The 21,652-nt window shown below is 66.2% G+C and carries 14 protein-coding genes; 8 read left to right on the top strand and 6 right to left on the bottom strand.

Translation table 11 applies throughout. The features are described 5' to 3' along the window. Positions 1-290 precede the first annotated feature (290 nt). Positions 291-1,220, top strand: a complete 930-nt coding sequence (locus tag MTR62_RS00865; protein WP_244016388.1) for a LysR family transcriptional regulator — start codon at positions 291-293, stop codon at positions 1,218-1,220. A gap of 253 nt (positions 1,221-1,473) precedes the next feature. On the opposite strand, the gene MTR62_RS00870 is transcribed toward MTR62_RS00865, so the two are convergent. Next, a complete protein-coding gene (locus tag MTR62_RS00870; protein WP_244016389.1) occupies positions 1,474-3,135 on the bottom strand; it encodes an L-dopachrome tautomerase-related protein in 1,662 nt (553 codons plus the stop codon). A gap of 109 nt (positions 3,136-3,244) precedes the next feature. On the opposite strand from MTR62_RS00870, the gene MTR62_RS00875 reads away from it, so the two are divergent. From MTR62_RS00875 to MTR62_RS00890, 4 genes are all read left to right on the top strand, one after another. Then, complete coding sequence (locus MTR62_RS00875; protein ID WP_244016390.1) at positions 3,245-3,958, top strand: gluconate 2-dehydrogenase subunit 3 family protein; 714 nt, start codon at positions 3,245-3,247, stop codon at positions 3,956-3,958. Then, positions 3,958-5,736 (top strand): GMC family oxidoreductase, encoded by a 1,779-nt coding sequence (locus MTR62_RS00880; RefSeq protein WP_244016391.1) that lies wholly within the window; start codon positions 3,958-3,960, stop codon positions 5,734-5,736. Before MTR62_RS00875 ends, MTR62_RS00880 begins: the two co-directional genes overlap by 1 nt. A gap of 3 nt (positions 5,737-5,739) precedes the next feature. Then, entirely contained in the window at positions 5,740-7,041 is a 1,302-nt protein-coding gene (locus MTR62_RS00885; RefSeq protein ID WP_244016392.1) for a c-type cytochrome, read from the top strand. A gap of 61 nt (positions 7,042-7,102) precedes the next feature. Then, entirely contained in the window at positions 7,103-8,515 is a 1,413-nt protein-coding gene (locus tag MTR62_RS00890; RefSeq protein ID WP_244016393.1) for an MFS transporter, read from the top strand. Between the two features lie 214 nt (positions 8,516-8,729). Here the strand turns inward: MTR62_RS00890 and MTR62_RS00895 are convergent, their stop codons facing one another. The 4 genes from MTR62_RS00895 to MTR62_RS21400 all read right to left on the bottom strand — a co-directional run bounded on the left by MTR62_RS00895 (position 8,730) and on the right by MTR62_RS21400 (position 14,732). Continuing rightward, the gene (locus tag MTR62_RS00895; protein WP_244016394.1) at positions 8,730-11,603 is read right to left on the bottom strand and encodes a TonB-dependent receptor; all 2,874 of its coding nucleotides are present in this window, start codon (positions 11,601-11,603) and stop codon (positions 8,730-8,732) included. 234 nt (positions 11,604-11,837) lie between these two features. After that, entirely contained in the window at positions 11,838-12,827 is a 990-nt protein-coding gene (locus MTR62_RS00900) for a glycoside hydrolase family 43 protein (protein WP_244016395.1), read from the bottom strand. Positions 12,828-12,907: 80 nt separating this feature from the next. After that, positions 12,908-13,633: a glycoside hydrolase gene (locus MTR62_RS00905; RefSeq protein ID WP_244016396.1), complete on the bottom strand. Its 726-nt coding sequence runs from the start codon at positions 13,631-13,633 to the stop codon at positions 12,908-12,910. 331 nt (positions 13,634-13,964) lie between these two features. Next, complete coding sequence (locus tag MTR62_RS21400) at positions 13,965-14,732, bottom strand: FadR/GntR family transcriptional regulator (RefSeq protein WP_244016397.1); 768 nt, start codon at positions 14,730-14,732, stop codon at positions 13,965-13,967. Between the two features lie 192 nt (positions 14,733-14,924). On the opposite strand from MTR62_RS21400, the gene MTR62_RS00915 reads away from it, so the two are divergent. The 3 genes from MTR62_RS00915 to MTR62_RS00925 all read left to right on the top strand — a co-directional run bounded on the left by MTR62_RS00915 (position 14,925) and on the right by MTR62_RS00925 (position 20,315). Next, a complete protein-coding gene (locus MTR62_RS00915; protein WP_244016500.1) occupies positions 14,925-18,173 on the top strand; it encodes a glycoside hydrolase family 2 TIM barrel-domain containing protein in 3,249 nt (1,082 codons plus the stop codon). Next, positions 18,173-19,753 (top strand): alpha-N-arabinofuranosidase, encoded by a 1,581-nt coding sequence (locus MTR62_RS00920; protein ID WP_407672556.1) that lies wholly within the window; start codon positions 18,173-18,175, stop codon positions 19,751-19,753. Before MTR62_RS00915 ends, MTR62_RS00920 begins: the two co-directional genes overlap by 1 nt. Before the next feature lie 97 nt (positions 19,754-19,850). Next, positions 19,851-20,315 (top strand): FadR/GntR family transcriptional regulator, encoded by a 465-nt coding sequence (locus MTR62_RS00925; RefSeq protein ID WP_244016398.1) that lies wholly within the window; start codon positions 19,851-19,853, stop codon positions 20,313-20,315. A 131-nt stretch (positions 20,316-20,446) separates the two neighbouring features. Here MTR62_RS00925 and MTR62_RS00930 read toward each other — a convergent pair whose 3' ends face one another. Then, a complete protein-coding gene (locus tag MTR62_RS00930; RefSeq protein WP_244016399.1) occupies positions 20,447-21,640 on the bottom strand; it encodes an iron-containing alcohol dehydrogenase in 1,194 nt (397 codons plus the stop codon). Between the last annotated feature and the right edge of the window lie 12 nt (positions 21,641-21,652).

The following is a 21,652-nucleotide window of genomic DNA, read 5'->3' on the forward strand; positions in this document are numbered from 1 at the left end:
CGCGCGCCAGGGCGCCTGAGCGCCCCGGCAGCCGGCGGCCGACGCCATCACCGTGGCCGGCCGGACACCATTGGCGTTGGCCGCCCGTGCCGTTTCCCGGCCGCGCGGCGATCGAGCCCGGCTTCCGGCCGAAAATCGCCCGATCCGCAGCGAGCCTTTGACAGCCCCCCGTCCCTCGTGGATGGGACGGCTGTCGCCTGCCAGCGGAAGGAATGCTAGGGGTTCGAAGCGCCTTGCGCGCGTTCCTCAGCACGCTGCCCACTGCTCCGCTCCCACCGCTCGAGAAGCCCATGCACCGTATCGACCGCATCGATTATTTCCGCATCGTCGATGCGATTCACCGGACCGGCAACCTGTCCTCGGCCGCGCGCGAACTGGGGCTGTCGCTGACCGCCATTTCCAAACGGCTGACCAGTCTGGAGGAAACGCTGGGCGTGCGCCTGATCCAGCGCACCACGCGCACGCTCCATTTCACCGAGGAAGGCGCGATTTTCCTCGAGCATTGCCGCAACGTGCTCGATGCGGTCGCCGCCGCGCAGGAGATCGGCCCTGGCCATACCCGTAGCGGCACCGTGCGCGTTACGGCCGCCGTCGCCTTCAGCCAGCGCCAGATCGCCCCGCGGCTTGCCGCGTTCCTCCAAGAGCATCCCAATATCGCGGTCCAGATCCTGCCCAACAACCGGCCGATCGATCTTGTCGAACAGCAGATCGACGTCGCCTTTCGCCAGGCCCCGCTCGACAACAGCGCCTACATCACCCGCACGATCGCGCCCGACGACGAATTCCTGTGCGCCGCCCCCGCCTATCTCGCGCGCCACGGCACTCCGCTCACCCCCGACGACCTGCAGCACCACCAGTTCCTCTCGGTCGGCGATCCGGCCCCGCACGCGCTCGTGCTGACTTCGGGACGGCACGAGGTGAACGCGCGGGTCCACAGCACGGTGGGCAGCACCGATGGCGAAATCCCGCATCTGGCCGCGCTTGACGGCTGCGGTATCGCGCTCAAGTCGAGCTGGGACGTGATCGACGATTTGCGCGCGGGACGGCTGGTGCGCGTCCTGCCCGACTGGTGGGGGCGTGCGCGAACCTTGCGCGTGGTCTATCCCGTGCGCGGCTACCAGCCTACCCGCGTGGGCGCCTTCATCGAATTCATGGAACGCGAACTGCGCGCGGCCGCGCACAGGAACCGCGATCTCAACCTGTTTCGCGTCCGCGACTGACACGCTGGCCCAGTTCAGGCGAACACGGTGCCAGCAGGCGCCGTACAAGCGGGCGCGGCGCCTTCGAACGGACAGGCCCGATCCGCGGGTCGGGTAGGAGAGAGCATGCGGATCGGGCCCGTCCTCCCGCCTCGACGTTCGCACGGGCCCGACCTTGCGGCCTTGCCCTGCACACGTCCGGTGCGACCCGACGGGACATCATACCAGGAGGCCGTGATGCTGGCGCATTACGCCTCCTGAAGTGCCCGCGCGATCAGCCCCGGCGCGGGAACCAGCGTTCGGCCACCGCGCCCGGATCGTAGCGCAGCGGCGAACGGAACGTCATGAACTCGACCCAGGTGCCCCAGGGGGTCTGTCCGAACCAGTTCTGATTACCTTCGCCCACTTCGTTGAAACCCAGGTCGAAAGCGCCCTTGCCCAGCATCATGCCGCCCGCCTTTTCGAAGCGCGCACCGGCCTCGGCGATGTCATCGACGATCACGCTGAAGTGGACGAGGCCCATGTCGTTGATCCCCGCGGCCTCGCGCCGGCCGTAGCCTTCCAGCTCGAAGATCTCGATGTTGGGGCCGTTGGCGAACCGGATCTGGCTCGCGGCCAGCATCTTGGTGCCCGGCTTGAGCGCGTTGATGTGGCCGACCTGCGCCGCCGTGGCGGGCGGATCGCTCTTCTTTATGTGGGTGTAGAGCAGCGTCGCATCGAAGGCTTCGGTGAGAAAACGCAGCGCTTCGTCATGATCGGGCACGGTCATCGCGACATGTTCGATCCCGTAGAAATTCGAAAGCCCCGTCTGCGGCGCACGGCCGGTCACCGCCTCCCCCAGCGGGTACCCGTCGAGCGCCTCGGGCAAGTCCATCACGAGCACCAGACAGGGCGCCTTCGCGGCGTCTCCCCCCTCGCCATGGCTCGGCTTGGGCGCGATCGGCGAGGCCACACTGTACAACCGGCGCTTTCCATCGATGAACAACCCGGCAGGCCGGGAGAGACGCGCATCACGCACCAGATCGCGGCGGCTGCCATCGGCGAACAGCACCGCAACGCCGTGGTCCTGGGGATCGCACAGGTAGAGGTTGCCCTGCGTGTCCATCGCCGAACCGCCGATCCCCGGCGCGCTGGCGATCGGCTCGATCAGGCTGACGAGCCTGGCATCGTCGAACCGTGGGTTGGCCAAAGCGGCGGTCGCGATACGGCGCACCGCGCCATCGGGCGCGAGGACGTAAAGCCAAAGTCCATCCGCGCTAAGCTCGATCCGGGCGCCCTTCACGAGCGCATCGCCCTGGCCCGAAAGGCGCCGGATGGTCCGGTTGGCAACAAGATCGTGGACGATGATCGCGCCCAGGCCCGCATCGGTCACGTAGAGCATCTGGTCGTGGATGCGCAGATCGCCCAGGCGTGCGCCCGACGGCAGGATGTCCGCCGCAAAGCGCAGGACGCTCAGAAGGCTTCCGGTGCGCGGATCGAACCGGATGAGCTTCTGCGCGCCGGCTTGGGGCTCCCGACCGTCGGCCGTGCCCTGATCGACCACCCACAAGGTCCCATCGTCGAAGACGTGGAGCGCGTTGACCATGACGAAAGCATCGACACCGCTCGCCCCCGGCGTCCACGCGTTCCACGCGCCACCGGGGAACGGCGCCAGCGTGCCATCCTCTTCCACCCGTACGACCGAAGGCGTCGCGGCATCTTGGGAGAGACGCGGCAGGCCCAGGAACAGCGTCCCTGCCGGATTCACCGCAATTGCATTGACAGGCGATGGCGAACGTGTGGCGATGCGAAAATCGGCCGCCTGCCCTGCCGCCGGCGCGCGGCCGGGACCGGAGGGCGTCTGCGCAGCGAGCGAGGCGTTCATGGGGAGGACCGATGCGGAAAAAGTGAGGCCAGCCAGCGCGGTGCGCCGGGTCAGAGAAGGAAGTTCAACCATGAGCGTATAATCGCAGGTTTCGTCGCCGTGATCCTTGCCCTTTTGGCAACAATGTATGGCGCAAGTTTCGTGAGCCAAGTCAATGCAAGGTGCCTTAGGAGCCCAGCGCATGAATCGTAAGAACGAGAAATCGGCGCTCGGACGCCGAAAATTCCTGGCGCTTGCCCCGACCGGAGCGGTGGCGGCCGCAGCCGGAGCCGCGCTCCTCGACAGCGAAACGCGCCATGACACCCGCCTGTCGCAGGACGCCCTTCCGCCCCTGGTCGCCGACAGCTACCTGACCGATGCGGAAAAGGCGCTCGTGAGCGCGGTGTTCGACCGGCTGATCCCGGCCGACGACGCCGCGCTCGGCGCCAGCGATGCGGGCTGCGTGGCCTTTCTCGACCGCCAGCTCGCGGGCCCCTGGGGCCTGGCGGCGACGCGCTACCGGGCTGGCCCCTTCAAGCCGGGCACGCCCGAACAAGGCGACCAGTCCCCGTTCACCCCGCGCGAACGCTACCGCAGCGGGCTCAAGGCGCTCGAGACGCGCTGCACGAAGAGCGAAGGCAAGGGCTTCGCGCAGATCGCCCCCGAACGGCAGGACGCTTTCCTCCAGGACATGGAAGCGGGCCGCCACGGCCCCGATGGCAAGGCCTTTTTCGAAATGATGCTTCAGAACGTGCGCGAAGGCTATTTCGCCGACCCGCTCTACGGCGGCAACAAGGGCATGACCGGCTGGAAGCTGGTCGGCTTCCCCGGTGCGCGCTACGATTACCGCGCCGAGATCGATCGTCCCGGCGCGGACCTTGGCCTCGCGCCGATCAGCCTCATGGATCGCGGCTGATGAGCGGGACCAAGACACGCGAAAAAGCCGACGTCGTGATCGTCGGCCTGGGCTGGTCGGGCTCGCTGATCGCCGAGGAGCTGACCCGCGCCGGGCTTAACGTGGTGGCGCTCGAACGCGGCAAGTGGCGCGATACCGCAACCGACTTTCCCCCGGCCATCGACATGGACGAACTGCGCTGGGCCACCCGGCGCGGCATGATGCAGCCCCAGGCCGTGGAAACCGTCACCTTCCGCAACAACTCCGAGCAGGAAGCCCTGCCCGTGCGCGAATGGAACTGCTTCCAGTTCGGCTGGAACGTGGGCGGCGCGGGCACGCACTGGGCGGGCATGACCTGGCGTTTCAATCCGTGGGACTTCGAAGTCGGCAGCAAGGTGCGCCAGCGCTACGGCCAGGCCGAGACGACGCCGGGCCTCCAGTTGCAGGACTGGGGCATCACTTACGACGAGCTTGAACCCTATTACGACCGCTTCGAGAAGATTGCGGGCACTTCGGGGACCGCGGGCCATCTCAACGGCTCCATCAAGCCCCACGGCAACCCCTTCGAAGGCAGCCGCTCGTCCGAATACCCCACGCCCGCGCTCAAGGACACGCGCTGGATGGGCATGTTCCGCGAGACGACGACCGCGATGGGCTATCACCCCTTCACGATCCCTGCGGGCAACATCTCGTCCGAATGGACCAATCCGCTGGGCGTGCGCATGGGCCCTTGCACCTACTGCGGGTACTGCGAGATGTTCGGGTGCGGCAACTGGTCGAAGTCGAGCCCGCAAGCCTGCGTGCTCCCGGCACTGACCGGCCGCGACAATTTCACGATCCTTGCCGAAGCCGAAGTGCTCCACGCCACGCTGGCCGAGGACGGCAAGACCGCCAAGGGCGTGGTCTTCATCGACGCCAACGGCCAGCGCTGGGAACAGCCGGCCGACATCGTGATCTTCACCGCCTACCAGATCGACAACATCCGCCTGCTGCTGCTCTCCAAGATCGGCAAGCCCTACGACCACAAGACCGGCACCGGCGTCGTCGGACGCGGCTATGCCTACCAGACGATTTCGGGCGCCAACCTGTTCTTCGACGACGAGCGCTTCAACCCGTTCATCGGCGCAGGCGCGCTGGGCGTGCAGATCGACGATTACAACGCCGACAACTTCGACCATGCGGGCCTGGGCTTTGTCGGCGGGGCGGGCATCATGGCCTTTTCCACCAACGGACGCCCGATCGGCATGGCCGACAGCGTGCCGCAGGGCACCCCGCGCTGGGGCGCGAAGTGGAAACAGGCCTACGCCAAGAGCTACCAGACTTCGGCGACGATCTTCAACCAGGGCACCAGCTTCGCGCATCGCGACGTGTTCGCGGACCTCGATCCGACCTACACCGATCGCCACGGCCAGCCGCTGCTGCGCGTGACGTTCGACTACAACGAGAACGATCGCCGCATGGCCAAGTACACCATGGATAAGGCGGTCGAGATCGGCAAGAAGGCGGGCGCGAGCCGGATCGAGCCGTTCAATTCGGCCGAAGGCGCCAACACTCCTTACGACCAGCGCTCCACCCACACCACCGGCGGCGCGGTAATCGGCGCCGATCCGGCGACCAGCGCGCTCAACCGCTACGGGCAGACCTGGGACGTGCACAACGTCTTCGTGGTGGGCGCCTCGAGCTTCCCCAACAACGGCGGCTACAACCCCACGGCGACGGTGGGTGCGCTCGCCCTCTATTGTGCCCGCGGCATCATCGAGAAGTACCTCGACACGCGCGGCCCGCTGGTGGAGGCCTGACCCATGAAGCGCAGCACCAAGATCGGCGTAGGCGCCGTTGCCCTGGCCGCCATCGCCGTGGTTGGCGCGCTGACCGTGCGCGCCAACGATGCGAGCGCGGACGATGCCGCCGACAACACCGTCAAGACGGCCGACGCCGCGCCGCTTGATCCCGCCGCCGTCGCGCGCGGGCACCAGCTTGCCGTCGCGGGCGACTGCGCGGCGTGCCACACCGCACCGGGCGGCAAGCCCTATGCGGGCGGCCACGAACTGCAGACCCCGTTCGGCACCATCGTCTCCACCAACATAACTCCCGATCGCGACACCGGCATCGGCAACTGGACCGAGCGCGACTTCTTCAAGGCGGTGCGCCACGGCCAGGCGCCCGAGCACATGCTCTATCCGGCGATGCCCTATACCGCCTATGTCCAGATCACCGATCGGGACATGCACGACCTGTGGGCCTATTTCCGCTCGATCGCACCGGCCAAGGCCAGCGGCAAGGAAACCAGCCTGCCCTTCCCGTTCAACATCCGCCTTGCGGTGTCGGGCTGGAACCTGCTGTTCTTCGACAACCGCCCCTTCGTGCAGGACAACACCAAGTCGGCGCAGTGGAACCAGGGCCATTACCTGACCGACGTGCTGGGCCACTGCGGCACCTGCCACACCGGCAAGAACGTCCTCGGCGGTGACAAGAGCGGCACTTATCTTGCGGGCGGCACGCTGCAGAACTGGCACGCGCCCGACCTGACCGCCAGCCCCGCGACCGGCCTTGCCGCGTGGAGCCAGGAGGACATCGTCACGTACCTGCGCACCGGCTCGAACCGCCATGCGGTCGCGGCGGGACCGATGGCCGAAGCGGTCGAGGAATCGACCCAGCGCATGACCGATGCCGAACGCCAGGCCATCGCGGGCTATCTCAAGTCGCTTCCCGCCCACACCACCGCCACGCAGCAGCCGCTTGCCGCAAGCGATCCGGCGATGGTGCGCGGCAAGGTGATCTTCGAAGCCTCGTGCAGCGCCTGCCACACCGCGACCGGTCAGGGCATCGCCGGCATGGCCACCCATCTTGCCGACAATTCGGCCGTGCGCTCCGACGATCCGGCCAGCCTGATCCACGTCGTCCTCGACGGCGCGCGCGCCGCGCGCACGCAGGCCAACCCCACCGGAGCCGGGATGCCCTCCTACGCCTGGAAGCTCGACGATGCGGACGTCGCCGCCGTGCTGACTTACGTGCGCAACTCCTGGGGCAACGCGGCCAGGCCGATCACCTCTGGCGACGTCGCCGACGCGCGCAGGAGCCTTGGAGCGCGCAAGGCGCTGTGACAGGGTTGCGGCCACACCCCCGATCCGCTCCGCCGGGGCGCGCCGCAACGAAGGCTTCCTGATGGTATCCAGTCCCACATCCCCCGCGACCGATCCGAAAGCCAGTGTGGCGCTTTCGCTGCTGGTCGCGGGGACGTTCTTCATGGAAAATCTCGACGCGACGGTCATCACCCCGGCGGTGCCGATGATGGCCCGTAGCTTCGCGCGCGCGCCGGTCGACCTGAACCTGGGCATCAGCGCCTATATGCTGACGCTCGCCATCTTCATTCCCGCCAGCGGCTGGATCGCCGAGCGCTTCGGTGCGCGGCGGATCTTCGCGCTGGCCATAGCCGCGTTCTCGCTCGCCTCGCTGGCCTGCGCGCTGGCCCCCAACCTGCCCGCCTTCGTCGCCGCGCGCATCGCGCAAGGGATCGGCGGGGCGATGATGGTCCCGGTCGGACGCCTTGTCGTGCTGCGCGCCACGCCCAAGGACGATCTGGTCCGCGCCATCGCCACGCTGACCTGGCCCGCGCTGATCGCGCCGGTACTCGGGCCGCCGGTGGGCGGATGGATCGCCGAACACGCCGACTGGCGCTGGATCTTCCTGCTCAATCTGCCGCTCGGACTGGTCGCGCTCCTGCTCTCGCTCCGGCTGGTGCCCGAAAGCCGCGGCAAGGATGGCTGCGAACCGTTCGACTGGACCGGTTTCGCGCTGTGCGGGGCGGGCCTGCTGGCGGTGATGATGGCCGTCGAAGCGCTGGGCCGCGGGACGAGCGACATCTGGCCCCTGGCCGGGGCAACGCTTGTCGGAGGGGGGCTGATCGCGCTCGCCTGGCGGCACATGCAGCGCGTTCGCGCACCGATGCTCGGCCTGGGTGCCCTCGCCCATCCCACCTTTGCGGTGACGATCTGGGGGGGCACGCTGTTTCGTATCGGGGTAAGCGCCGTGCCCTTCCTGGTTCCGCTCATGCTGCAGATCGCACTGGGCTGGAGCGCCTCGCGCGCCGGGCTGATGCTGATGGCGGTGTTCGCCGGAAACCTGACGATGAAGCCGCTGACCACCGGGGTCATGAACCATCTGGGCTTTCGCACGGTGCTGCTTGGCAACGGACTGCTCAACGCGGCGAGTATCGCGGCCCTGGCACTCATCGCGCAGACGAGCCCCACATGGCTGATCGCCGCGATCCTGTTCGTCAGCGGTATGACCCGCTCGATGCAGTTCACCGCGCTCAACACGATCGCCTTTGCCGATGTCGAACAGGAAGGCATGAACGATGCCAACACCCTGTTCTCGACCGTCATGCAACTGGGTATCGGGCTGGGTATCGCGGTGGGCGCGCTCGCCTGGCGGGCGGGACAGGCGCTGTTTGACGCCCCGCCCGTCGCCGCGTTCCATGCCGCCTTCGTGATCGTCGCGCTCGTCTCGCTGGCCGGGCTGCTCGATGCCCTGCGGCTTGCCCCGGCGGCGGGCGAGCGTGTTCTCAAACGCACGTAAGAGCGCTCGATCAGAGGGCATCGGATCGAGCGCGCTGGACGTTCGTTCCTTGCGCCGCCCCCAAGAGTTTAGCCCCGGCCCGCACCCTGGGCGGCGTGGACAAATTCGAACGCCCGGTTTCGCCCGTTTGCGGACGGTGTGGTGAACCCACCCCTTCCGGCCAGGTCCCTTCGGCCCCAAGCCTACCGGCCCTTCCGCCAGATCCATCCACGCGCTATTCGCCGAACTTGAAGCGCAGGCCAAAGCCGAAGTAGCGCCCCTCGTCGCGCACATCGACCGGGTAATAGGCCCCGTAGGCGTACTGGTTGTAGTTGCGGAACGGGTGCGCGAGGATATTGCTCACGTCCGCAGTGACCGTGAACCGGCTGTTCAGATCGTAGCTGACCGAGACGTCCAGCCGGTCGCGCGCGCGGGTGCTTACCCCGGTAAACTGGCCGTTGTCCGCATCCTGGCGATAATAGTTCACCCAGTCCGAGCGCCGATTGTACGAAAGCCGCGAGGTGACACCGTACTTCTCGAAAAAAATCGCCGCGTTGTAGGTCCACTTCGACACGTTCGGAATGGTCACGAAGGGACCGTCGTAGGTGAAGCTTGCGGCATCCGCATCGTAGACCGGCAGGCGGTTCTTGCCGTCGAGGTAGGTCATGTTGCCCTGCACGCCCAGCCCGTCGAAAGGTGCGGGCAGGAAATCGAAGAAGGTCTGCGCGTTGAGCTCGAAACCCTTGATTCGCCCCTGTCCGGCGTTCAGCGGCTGGCTGATCTCGAGCAGGCCGTAGGCCGGGTCCTCGATGCGACGGGTGTAGTTGTTGATGAAGCCGAAGAGCTTGCGATAGAACACCGCCGCACTGACAAAGCCTGTCTTGGAAAAGTAATATTCAAGGCTGACGTCGTAGTTCGTCGAGGTGAGCGGCTTGAGATCGGGATTGCCTCCCGAACCGTAGGCGTTGGGCTCGGCCGGCAGCGAGGGATCGACCGGCGCGGTCGGATCGAGCCGGTTCTGGGTGATGAACAGCGCCGGGTTGAGCGCCGAGAAGTCCGGCCGCGTGCGCGTCTTGGTGTAGCCCAGCCGCAGCTGCAATTCGGGCGTCAGCTTGATGCGCATGCTCGCGTTGGGCAGAAAATCCATGTAGTTCTGCTTGGTCGAACGCGGCGTCTTGACGACGGTGCAGTCATCGTCATCCGCATTGGGAACGCAGATGTTCGACGTCCCGGAATAGCGCCCCGCGGTGTTCACCGCGCGCAGCCCGATCACCCCGTCCACGTCGACCAGCCCCAGGTGGAAGCGGTACTTGCCCTGGAGATAGGCCGCGTAGCTCGCCTCGGTCGCATCGAAGCGATTGGCCGGGTCGAGCGTGACCTGCTCGGTCGAGAACGCCTCCATCGCGTCGAGGTAGCCCTGGTCGTCCGGATTGGCCGCGACGAGCTGTTGCAAGGCCTCATAGGTATATTGCCGCAGGGCCGCGTGGGCGTTGACGATATTGCCCCGCGCGGGCGCGAGATACTGCGTGAAACCTTGCGCGCCCCCTCGAAACGGATCGGCGGTCAGCGACAGCGCGCCGCTCGGCAGGTCGGTCAGCGGTACCTCCAGCGGCACCGTCCAGCCATACCGCGAACCCTGCGTCAGCGCGGCATCGCGATCGGTCAGGCGAAAGCCCGTCTCCAGCTTGGGCAGGAAATCCCAGCCGGTGTCGAGATCGATGTCGGTGCGCCACTGGATACCCGAACCACTCGCCTTGTAGAGACGCTCGTAGTAGCCGCGCCAGTAGTAGTGGCTCGGGTCCTGGATATCGTAATCGACCAGGCTGAACGCGGCCCCGCCGTCCTTGTCGAAGTCGACCTGAACCGTGGGCGCTTCATCGAGGATGGAATCGAGGCTCCAGTTGCGTGCGGTGTAGCGGCTCGTGGTCCAGGCGAAATCGGTCGAGATCGTCGCCCGCCCGGTTTCCCACTTCGCACCGACGGCGAGCTGGTAGGTGTTGGTCGAATCCTTGCCCGTCGAGCGGTAGATCTCGGGCGGATAGCCCCCGCTCTTGGTAAAGCTCTTTACCTGGTTTGTCCCCTCGAGGAGAACCACGTCATCGTACTGCGGTATGGTGTCGCCATAGCCGCGCAGGTCGATGTTGAAATTGTCCGCATAGCCCTGACCGCGGTAGCCCTGGAAGATGCCGTCGACGTACATCTCGAACGTGCTCGTCGGCGCCCATTGCACCGAGAAATTGCCCGAGGGACGGCGCCGGGTGCCGCCCGCGTTGTACAACCCCACGCTGTAGGGGAACACGAATTCGCCCAACCCGTCGGGAGTCACCTGCGATTCCGGGCTGACCGTGGTGATCGACTGGTTGTTGTAGCGCACGCCGTTGTAATAGGTCGATTGCGCGAAGGTCGCGTTGAGCAGGATGCCGATCTCGCCGTCGCCCAGTTGCCAGCGATCGGAAAAGAGGATGTTGCCCGAAGGGTCGAACTTGCGGCTCTGGTCGTTGTAGGTGCCACGAAGCCCGCCGGCCAGCACCATGCGCTTGAAATCGAACGGGCGGCGCGTGCGCACGTTGACGAGCCCGGCAAGCCCCGGCTCGATGATGTCGGCGGTACCCGACTTGTAGACCTCGATCCCGGCGAGCGCCTGCGCCGGGAAATCCTGAAGCTGGACACGGCGCAGTTCGGCGGTGAAGATCTCGCGCCCGTTGTACGAAGTTGCAATGTCGGGCAAGCCACGAATGAGCACCCCGTTGGCCTCGTCGCCGTACCGCGTGACCTGGACCCCGGCGATGCGCGCGATGCTTTCGGCGGCGGTGTCATCGGGCAACTTGCCGATGTCCTGCGCGACGATGGCATCGACGATCGCATCGGAATCGCGCTTGATCGCCTGCGAGGTTTCCAGGCTTTTGCGCAGACCCGAAACGACGATCAGGTTCTCGATTTCCTCCGGGGTCAGGTCTTGCGAGGCGGTGTCCTTCGTCTCCGAAGGCGCGGAGCTTTCATCCGTGGCCCGTGCCTTCGCGTCGCCATCCTGATCCTGTGCGAAGGCCGGGGCCGCCAGCCCTGCCAACGCGATCGGTGCCGCCGCGAGCATCAACGAAAATCGCTGCATGTCGCTCTCCCAATGTTACAGACTTTTGCTTATTTGTCGTACTTAATATGCTTAGAATTTCCCAGCAACAAGCAAATTTTTACATTACATTGAACTTTATTGGCAAATTATAGAGGTATGGTCTATTTTATGTCAGACATTTAATCGAGAATTCCACACACTCCCCGCCTTAGCGTCGCGGGTCCTGCTTGCGCCCGGATGCCCGCCGCTCTCACGCGGGAGGTCCGGCGCGGATCAGGGATGGGTCGGGTGCGTTTCACCGTCGAGCCAGGTCGCCTCACGCAGCACGCGCAGCCGATCCCCCTCGTCGCGCATCTCGTAAAGCTTGCCCCGCGCGTTGTGAAACGGGCGGTGAAGCACCATCATCAGCTGCCCGTCAAAGCGCTCGAACAGCATTCCGTGGCCACTGTCCGCGCGCACCAGCGGTTCAAGTTGCCGCCAGGGCCCTTCGAGCTTGCCCGAGGCCGACTGCGCCAGCGCCTGGACGTAGCCTTGCGCGTCGTAACTCGACCACAGCATCAGCAACGCCCCGGTCCGGGTGCGAAAGAGTTCCGGCCCGTCGGTCACGAAATTGGCAACCTCGTCCGCCCGCGCAGGGCGCTTCACCCACGGCGCATCGGAGGCTCGGAACAGCGTGATCGCGTCCCCCGCACGCCGCAGCGTGTCGTCCAGCGGCACCGCTTCGATCGTCCCGTCGCCCACCTGCACCCATTCGTGCGCGTAGACGAGCCAGGGGCGGCCATCGGGCGCACGATAGAGCGTGCCGTCAAGCGTCATGCGCGCAGGATCGGCGAGCGGTGCGCCATCGTTCTCGAGCGCGAAGGGACCATCGAGCGATTCCGCGCTTGCCAGCAGCGTGGCCCGCCGGACCGGATGGCGCCCATCATGCGCGGGCAGCGGCGCCGCGTCGTTGTAGAAGGTTGCAAAAAGATACCATCGCCCCTTCCAGCGGTGGACTTCGGGCGCCCAGGCACCATCGTTCGCCCAGCTGTCTTCAGGCAGCGTGAAGACCACCCTGGGACGGGCCCAGTGGGCCAGATCCGGGCTGGTGTAGGCCATGATGCCCAGACGCGAATCCCCCGTCATCGCGGGCAAGTTGGTCGTGTAGAGATGGTACAGGCCCGCCGCCCTGTCCGCGACGATCCACGGATCGTGGAGCGGCATTGCGGGCAAGCGCAAGGGATAGCCCGCCAGAGCCCCGGCGCGCTGAACCGAACCTGGCATGCCAGCGCATCCCGCGCTCAGCGCAAGGCCGAACCCGAGAGACAGCGCAGCGACGCCCCTCGCCAGACGGCGCGCCGCGATCACCATGCGCACGCGTCCTTTACGGGCCTGCGCGTCAGGATCAGCGTCACCACCGAACGCGGCGCCGCCTCCAGGCCCGCCACGCACGCAGCCCCATGCGTGGCATCGGTCAGCACGCGTTGCGCGTGCCAGCCGCTGGGCACGACGATCCGGCGCAGCGCCGGCCCGGCGTTGACGTGAACCAGGACCAGCCGCTGCTGATCGGGCGAAAGCGCACCGACCGTATCGGGATCGTCGACCCGCACCAGCGCATACCCCGGCGCGATGTAGCGGCTGACCTGCGCCATGACCCAGTACTTGCGGGTCAGATGGAGGACGTGGGCAGCGTCATCACCGGCGCTCAGGTCGGCCTTGATGAGCCCCCAGTTCGATCCTTTCGCACCGCCGCGCGCGCTCACGGTCTCGACCGCCTGCCAGAACACCCAGGCCGACGGTTCGAGCCGACGCAGGTCGCCCACGACATGCTCGGCAAAGGCCAGCGGCGAGGCCATTCCATCGAAGGATTCCGGATCGCCCGGCACATCCGCGCCGACCCGCAAGTAAGGCGCAATGCCCGGCGCGTTGCCGCCGCCGATATTGTAGCGCGCGATCGAAAAGGCCAGTCCATCGTGCCCGAACAGCCGATCGGCCAGCGCCTCGCGCTCAGCTCGCGGCCAGCCACCCGTAACATGCGCGAACCAGGCCAGCGCCGTCCCCCAGCCTTCGAATACGGGGCCCGGATACACCAGATCGGGGGTCAGCGTATGTGTTAGCGCACCATCGCGAGCAGCCCGCCGTCCACAAGCGCGGGGGCCAAGCCTGTGCCTTACGCCAATTCCGGTCATTCCCGTGACCTCCCTCACCCTCGCAGCCGCGCCGGTTTCCCCGGTCAAAAATGGTCTGCACGATGCCGTTCTGCGCATGTCCGGCGAACGGGCTACCCATCCGCATTCCCGGCTGTGAATCTATTTGTACGACAATAACGGAGAGTTGCCGGACGTCAAGACAACGCACAAAAACACAACAATAGCGAAGCTTGGTGACTGTAAATCAGGCATAATCTTATTCAGAAAAAAATTATTCTTCGTATTTTTTCGCACCCACGATCACCCGCTTCTCGGATGGATCCGGCTGCAAGGTTGCCAGAGCGACCTCGGTGTCACGCCGCGCGTGTTCGATCAGGACCACCGCCGCTTCACGCGCAGCCGGACCATCGGCGTTGGCGATCGCCTCGAACAACGCCCGATGCTCCTCGAGCGAATCGCGCGGATTGCCGAACCGACGCACCTTGAAATGCGTCGTCCAATGCACTGCGGCGCAGATCGAAGCCGAAAGATTGGCGATCAGTTCGTTGCCCGTCGCGTCCAGAATGGCGGCGTGAAACCGCTCGTCGGCCTGCTGCCCCTCAGCCACACGGAGCGTAAATTCTGCCATTTTTTCCAAGGCATAACCCATTTCCGAAAGGTGGCGCGCGGTGCGCATCTGCGCGGCCATCTCAGCCGCTGCAGGCTCGACCACCATGCGCAGGGCAAACAGGTCGCGTACGAATTTCTCGCTCGGCTCGCTCTCGAACATCCACTCCAGAAGGTCGGGGTCGAGCATCGACCAATGGCGTCGCTCGCGCACGCGGGTGCCGATCTTGGGGCGGCTTTCGACAAGCCCCTTGGCCGCCAGCATGCGCACGGCTTCGCGCACGACGCTGCGCGAAACCCCCATTTGCTCGGCAATTTCAAATTCGCCGGGCAACTGCGCGCCAGGAACGTATCCCCCCGTGACAATCGCGACACCAAGCGCCCGAGACACTTTGTAGTTGGCCGGTTCACGGCGTTTTTGCGCGTCCTGCACCTGCGCGGCTCCTGAATTTCATGTCCATGATCTGGGCGTCTATGTAGATGCCAGCAAGAATGGCGCAATAAAAGTTGCAAAATTGCCCGGTTGATTTCCGAGATCGGACAAATATTGTCAGACAAGTAAATCGCAAGAGCGATTCAGATCAGGGAGAGGACCATGGGTTGGCAGACCTTGGGCACAATGGGCATGACCCTTTGCGGTGCATCGCTATTCGGATTGACCGCCCAGGCCTTGGCGCAGCGAGACCCTCGCGTGGAACCGGTGCAAGTCGATGCCGCGCGTCCCGATTGGGAAAACCCGGCGGTGATCGAACGCGGACGGCTGCCCGCGCACGCCACCAGCTTTCCGTTCGAAAGCCGGGACCTTGCGCTCAAGGACGATAAAGCGGCATCGAGCCGCTACCTGAGCCTGGATGGAACATGGAAATTCCAGCTCTCGAGCGACGCCGACAAGCGGCCACGCGATTTTGCAGCGCCCTCTTACGATGTCTCCGGCTGGGCCGACATTCCGGTCCCGGCCGACTGGCAGGCGCACGGTTTCGATCAGGCGCGCTACAACAACATCACCTACCCCTTCCCCGCCGACCGGCCGCTGATCCCGCACGCGACCAACCCGGTCGGCTCGTACCGGCGCGCGGTCACGCTCCCGGCGGGCTGGGCGGGCCAGAAGGTGATCCTGCATATCGGGGCAGCGGGTTCGGCCTATTATGTCTGGGTAAACGGCAAGCCGGTCGGGTATGCGCAGGATTCCAAGCTGCCCAGCGAATTCGACGTGACCGCACAGCTCCACGCCGGCCCGAACACCATTGCCATCCAGGTCCTGCGCTGGTCGGACGGCAGCTACCTCGAAGATCAGGATTTCTGGCGGGTTTCGGGCATCGAGCGGTCGGTCTATCTCTTCGCCGCACCCCCGACGCGGGTGGAAGACATCTTCGTGCACGCCGGGCTCGACAGCGCCTATCGCGACGGACAGCTGGCCACCGACCTCGCGATCAGCGCGGGATCGGCCGTGACCGCGCGCATGACGCTGCTCGACGAGGGCACACCGCTGGTGCACCGCGAGCAGGCGCTGGCGGCGGCCGCGGCCCCGCGCCGCATCACCCTTTCGGCCCAGGTTCCCGGCGTGCGCGCCTGGAGCGCCGAAGCGCCCCATCTCTATACGCTGCTGGTCGAACTGCTCGACCGCCAGGGCCAGGTGATCGAGGCCAGCGCGCGCGCCATCGGCTTTCGCACGGTGGAGATCCGCAACGGCCTCGTCAGCGTCAACGGCAAGCCGGTCACGATCCGCGGCGTCAACCGCCACGAGCATGACCCGCAGACCTTTCACGTCATCTCGCACCAATCGATGGAGCGCGACATCCGGCTGATGAAGCGCAACAACATCAACGCCATCCGCACCTCGCACTACCCCAACGATCCCTACCTCTACACGCTGGCGGACCGCTACGGGCTCTACGTCATGGACGAGGCCAACATCGAAAGCCACGCGTACATGGACTACGCGAACCGCCACCCCGAACAGCGCGCGCGCTACCAGCTCGGTTTCGATCCTGCCTGGGAGAAGGCCCACGTCAGCCGGGTGGTCAACATGGTCGAGCGCGACAAGAACCACCCCTCGATCCTGTTCTGGTCGCTGGGCAACGAGGCCGGGATCGGCCCCAATTTCGAAGCGGCCGCCAAGGCCGCGCGCGCGCGCGATCCCGGTCGCCTCATCAGCTATCTGGGCTGGGGCACCTGGGACGGCATCGCCGATCATCGTCCCAACTGGTACGCGGACATCTACGCGCCGATGTACGATCCGGCGGTCAAGATGGAAGACTATGCCACCAACTGGAATTTCAAACAGCCCATGATCCAGTGCGAATACGCGCACATGATGGGCAATTCGGGCGGCGACCTGGAGGAATACTGGGCCACCATCCACGCCCACCCGGACAAGCTGCAAGGCGGTTTCGTGTGGGACTGGGTCGACCAGTCGATGGTTCGCTATACCAAGGACGGGCGGCGCTATTGGGGCGACGGCAGCGAATATGGCCCCAATCCCGGTGGCGACATCGAATTCGGCGACGGCCTGCTGCAATCCGATCGCACGCCCAATCCCGCGCTCTACGAAGTGCGCAAGGTCTATGCGCCGATCGACTTCACCGCCTTCGATGCCGCAAGCGGCACACTGACGATCACCAACCGGCATGATTTCGTGGATCTTTCGGGCTTCACATTCGAATGGGCGCTCGACGAGGATGGCGTGCGCGTTGCCGGAGGCACGCTGGCTCCGCAGGACATCGCCGCGCGCCATTCCGGCACCGTCACCGTGCCCTACGCCGCGCATCCCCGCCAGGCGGGCCATGAATACATCGTCACCGTGACGGCGCGGGCCAAGGAGGGTGCGGTGCCGCTGGTCGCCGGCGGCACGGCGATCGGATGGCAGCAGTTCATCGTCCAGCCCGCAGCGGGTCTGGTGCCGGGACGCCTCCCCGTTTCAGCCGCCAACGCCCCCGCCGCCGCCGGAGCGGCGCGCGTGACGATCGATCGGGGCAAGCAGCGCATCGTGCTCTCCACGGGCTCAACCAGCCTCGTGGTGGAGCGGGCGAGCGGGCTTGTCGCGCACCTGACGGACAACGGGCGCACGGTCGTCTCGGGCGGCGCGCCCAATTTCTGGCGCGCGGTAACCGACAACGACATCGGCATCGGCACCGACCGGGAACTGGCGGTCTGGAAGACGCTGAGCGAGCAACGTCGCGTGACCCAGATCGCCGTGAGCCGGACCGGAGCGGGCGCCACGATCCGCGTGGTCTACCAGCTTGGCACCGGGCAGGCGCGCTTCACCACCACCTACACGCTCAACGCGGACGGGACGCTCGACGTTGCGGGCACGCTCGATCCGCTCGACAGCCGCCTGCCCGCGCCGTTCCGGGTCGGCTTCGCGTTCGATCTTCCGGCCGACTATGATGCGGTCGAATGGTACGGGCGCGGCCCGCACGAAAGCTATGTCGATCGCAAGAGTTCGGCCGCCATCGCGCTGTGGCGCGGGGCCCTGGCCGATCAGTATCACGACTATATCCGCCCGCAGGAGACCGGCAACAAGGTCGACGTGCGCTGGATGGAAGTGAGCGGGAGCGCCCGTGGCCTGCGCGTCGAGGGCAACCGGCCCCTGATGATGAACGCGCTCGCCTTCCCTTATTCCGACTTGTTTCGCCAGGCCCCCGGCACCCGCAAGTCGACCGATATCGTGCCCCGCGACCACGGCACCCTGCTGGTCGACGGCGCGCAGTGGGGCGTGGGTGGCGACACCCAGTGGAGCCAGTTCGGCAAGCCGCTGGCGCCCTACCAGGACACCAAGGGAGAGCGCCGCGTGGCGTTCCGCCTCAGCCCCTTCGAGGGCGCGGGCACCACGCCGCAACGGGCCCGCAGCGCCCGTGAAACGGAGGAAAATTGATGCGACATCTCAAGCACAGGCTTTTGGCGCTGGCGTTGGCGGCGCCCGTGCTCACCCCGACCGTGACCTGGGCCGAGCCCCGGGCCTTGCCCCAGGGCATGGCCCGGACCCAGGTCACGGTCCACGCGGACACTCCGGCGCCGATCTTCGACAAACGCCTGTTCGGCCAGTTCGCCGAACATCTGGGCACAGGGATCGAGGACGGCATCTGGGTCGGCAAGGACAGCGCGATCCCCAACACCGAGGGCTACCGCACCGATGTGCTCGAGGCGCTCAAGGCGCTCAAGGTGCCCGTCGTGCGCTGGCCGGGCGGCTGCTTTGCCGACGAATACCACTGGCGCGAGGCGATCGGAAATCCGGCCAGCCGCAAGGTCAAGATCAACACCCACTGGGGCTATGTCGCCGAGAACAATGCCTTTGGCACCCACGAGTTTCTGAATTTCGCCGAACGGCTCGGCGCGCAGCCTTATGTCTCGGGCAACATCGGCAGCGCGCCGCCTTACGAGATGGCCGAGTGGGTCGAGTACATGACCAGCCCGATCGGCTCGAGCCTGGCCAAGGAGCGCGCCGCCAATGGGCGCGACAAGCCTTGGAAGCTGGCCATGTTCGGGCTGGGCAACGAACTGTGGGGGTGCGGTGGCAACATGCTGCCCGAATACGCCGCCAACCTGACCCGGCGTTACGCAACCTTCGTCAAGGTTCCTGCGGGCGAGCATGTCATGAAGATCGCCAGCGGCGCCAACGACGCCGACTACAACTGGACCGAAGTCATGATGAAGATGGCCGCGGGCAGTTTCGACGGGATCGGCGTGCACTACTACACCATCCCCTACGACTGGAGCCACAAGGGCGCGGCCATCGGCTTCGACGAGGACCAGTGGGCGCGCACGCTGGCCAAGACGCTGCACATGGACGAGCTGGTGACGCGGCACGCGGCAATCATGGACAAGTACGATCCCAAGAAGCGCGTGGCGCTGCTGGTCGATGAATGGGGCACCTGGTACGATCAGGATCCGGGCACGCACCCCGGCTTCCTGCGCCAGCAGAACAGCCTGCGCGACGCGATGGTCGCCAGTCTCAACTTCGACATCTTCGCCCGCCACACCGACCGCCTGCGCGGCGCCAATATCGCGCAGATGGTCAACGTGCTCCAGGCCATGCTGCTGACCGACGGCCCCAGGATGGTCAAGACGCCGACTTATTACGCCTTCGACCTCTATAAAGGCTTCATGGACGGGGCGGTTCTCCCGGTCGACATCCGCACGCACGACTACACCAAGAACGAATGGTCGCTCAAGGCGATCAGCTCGAGCGCGGTCAAGGGCACCGACGGCGTGATGCGCATCGCCCTGACCAACGTCGATCCCGACACGGCCGAGCCGGTCGTCGTCACGCTCGACGGCGCGCACGCGAAGAGCGTGACGGGGCGGATCCTGACCGCATCGACGATCGATGCGCACAACACCTTCGACGCACCTTCCGCGGTCGTTCCGGCCGCGTTCAAGGGCGCGAAGATCACCGCAGACACGATCACCCTCACGATGCCCGCCAAGTCGATCGTGATGCTCGAACTGCGCTGACCCCATACCCGCACCGCCCCCCTTCCCCAAGCTCGGGAGGGAGCGGGGGCGCGGATGGCGGGTCTGCGAGCGCGAGCACCGGAGCCTCATCGACCCGATGCTGCTTGCCTGGATGGCCGACGCCGCGCCAACGCACGGTTTCGTGCGCAGCCTGTTCCAGCTCCACCTCGTCATCGCGCCCTCGGCGGCGCAGATCGCCGCGCGCAGCCGCACCGAACGCCACGTCTCCGCGCTGGGCCACGCGCTCGAAACGATGGCCGAAAGGACGCTGGAGACACCCGAAGGGCAGCGCGCGGGCGAGGATTTCCACAAGGTGCTGATCGAGGCGACCGGTAACGAGCTGCTGGTCAGCCTCGCGGCCGCGATCGGCGCGGCGGGGGGCTGGCCCCGCTTCCTGCGCCACCGCCCGCCCGGCGACGTCAACGACCCGATCGCACGCCATCGCGCGCTGTTCGAGGCCATCCTGAACCGCGACGGCCTTGCCGCGTTTGCCGCGACCCGCTCGCTCGTGCGCGAGACCGAACGCGCGGCGCTTGCCTTGCTGGGGATCGACAGCACCTGAACCCGCGCGCCCGCGCCCCAGCCCGAGCAATCCCGTGTCCGCTCCTCCTTTCGGGAACGGACACGGCAAGGCCGGGAAAGAGGCGGACCACCGCCCCTCCTCCGGCCCTTACCCTTTCGGAAGCGTCCGGCTCAGGCGGTCGCTTCCACCGGCGCGGGCGCATCGCCCGCGGGTGCGACGCGCTCGTCGAAAGCCGCTTCGAAGATGCCGATGATCCCGGCCAGATCGGTCTGCACCGGGTTGGTGAAGCCGCACACGTCCTTGAGCGCGTTCTGGGCAAGCGTGGTGAAGTCCTCGCGCTTGACCCCCAGTTCGCGCAGCGAGCGCGGAATACCCACGATGTCGGCCAGCTTCATGATCGCCGAGATCACGTCGAGCCCGGCAAGATCCGCGTTGGCGGCGCCCAGCAGCGCGCCCACTTCACCAAGGCGTCCGGCCGCAACCTGCATGTTGAAGGCTTCGACATGCGGCAGCAGCAGCGCGTTGCACACGCCATGCGGCAGATTGTAGAAGCCGCCCAGCTGGTGCGCCATCGCGTGGACATAGCCCAGTGAGGCGTTGTTGAACGCCATCCCGGCAAGGAACTGGGCATAGGCCATCATTTCACGCGCCTGCTTGTTGCCCGGCTCGCGCACGGCAACGGGCAGGTACTCGCCGATAAGCGAGATCGCCTTGACCGCGCTGGCATCGGTGAGCGGGGTCGCCGCGGTCGAGACATAGGCTTCCACCGCGTGGGTCAGCGCGTCCATGCCGGTTGCCGCGGTCAGCGAGGCGGGCATACCTTCCATCAGGTCCGAATCGTTGACCGACAGGAACGGCGTGACGTGCCGGTCGACGATCGCCATCTTCACGTGGCGCTCCTGGTCGGTGATGATCGTGAAGCGCGTCATCTCCGAGGCGGTGCCCGCGGTGGTGTTGATCGCCAGCAGCGGAAGCTGCGGCTTGGGCGACTTGTCGAGCCCTTCGTAGTCGGCGATTTCCCCGCCGTTGACGGCGACCAGGGCGATGCCCTTGGCGCAGTCGTGCGACGAACCACCGCCCAGCGAAATCACCAGATCGGCCTTGCAGGCGTGGAGCTTTTCAAGCCCCGCGTTGACGTCGGCCACGGTGGGGTTGGGGTGCACGCCGTCGAACAGCGCACTTTCGATGCCCTGTTCGGCAAGCTTGGCCGCCACCGTGTCGGCCAGCCCGAGCTTGGCCAGCATGGCATCGGTCACGATCAGCGCCTGCTTGAAGCCGAGCCGGGGCAGCTGGGCCATCGCCTGGTCCAGCGCGCCGGGGCCGAGGATATTGTGCGCGGGCATGAAGAATTCGGATACGGTCATGGTGAGCTATTC

Source organism: Novosphingobium organovorum (assembly GCF_022832435.1).
Taxonomy (GTDB): domain Bacteria; phylum Pseudomonadota; class Alphaproteobacteria; order Sphingomonadales; family Sphingomonadaceae; genus Novosphingobium; species Novosphingobium organovorum.

Excerpts from the sequence above, each read along its gene's own strand:
- MTR62_RS00920 (WP_407672556.1), top strand. The coding sequence starts at position 18,173 with ATGCGACATCTCAAGCACAGGCTTTTGGCGCTGGCGTTGGCGGCGCCC.
- MTR62_RS00880 (WP_244016391.1), top strand. The coding sequence starts at position 3,958 with ATGAGCGGGACCAAGACACGCGAAAAAGCCGACGTCGTGATCGTCGGC.
- MTR62_RS00865 (WP_244016388.1), top strand. The coding sequence starts at position 291 with ATGCACCGTATCGACCGCATCGATTATTTCCGCATCGTCGATGCGATT.
- MTR62_RS00885 (WP_244016392.1), top strand. The coding sequence starts at position 5,740 with ATGAAGCGCAGCACCAAGATCGGCGTAGGCGCCGTTGCCCTGGCCGCC.
- MTR62_RS00915 (WP_244016500.1), top strand. The coding sequence starts at position 14,925 with ATGACCCTTTGCGGTGCATCGCTATTCGGATTGACCGCCCAGGCCTTG.
- MTR62_RS00870 (WP_244016389.1), bottom strand. The coding sequence starts at position 3,135 with ATGGTTGAACTTCCTTCTCTGACCCGGCGCACCGCGCTGGCTGGCCTC.
- MTR62_RS00900 (WP_244016395.1), bottom strand. The coding sequence starts at position 12,827 with ATGCCAGGTTCGGTTCAGCGCGCCGGGGCTCTGGCGGGCTATCCCTTG.
- MTR62_RS00890 (WP_244016393.1), top strand. The coding sequence starts at position 7,103 with ATGGTATCCAGTCCCACATCCCCCGCGACCGATCCGAAAGCCAGTGTG.
- MTR62_RS00895 (WP_244016394.1), bottom strand. The coding sequence starts at position 11,603 with ATGCAGCGATTTTCGTTGATGCTCGCGGCGGCACCGATCGCGTTGGCA.
- MTR62_RS00930 (WP_244016399.1), bottom strand. The coding sequence starts at position 21,640 with ATGACCGTATCCGAATTCTTCATGCCCGCGCACAATATCCTCGGCCCC.
- MTR62_RS00875 (WP_244016390.1), top strand. The coding sequence starts at position 3,245 with ATGAATCGTAAGAACGAGAAATCGGCGCTCGGACGCCGAAAATTCCTG.
- MTR62_RS00925 (WP_244016398.1), top strand. The coding sequence starts at position 19,851 with ATGCTGCTTGCCTGGATGGCCGACGCCGCGCCAACGCACGGTTTCGTG.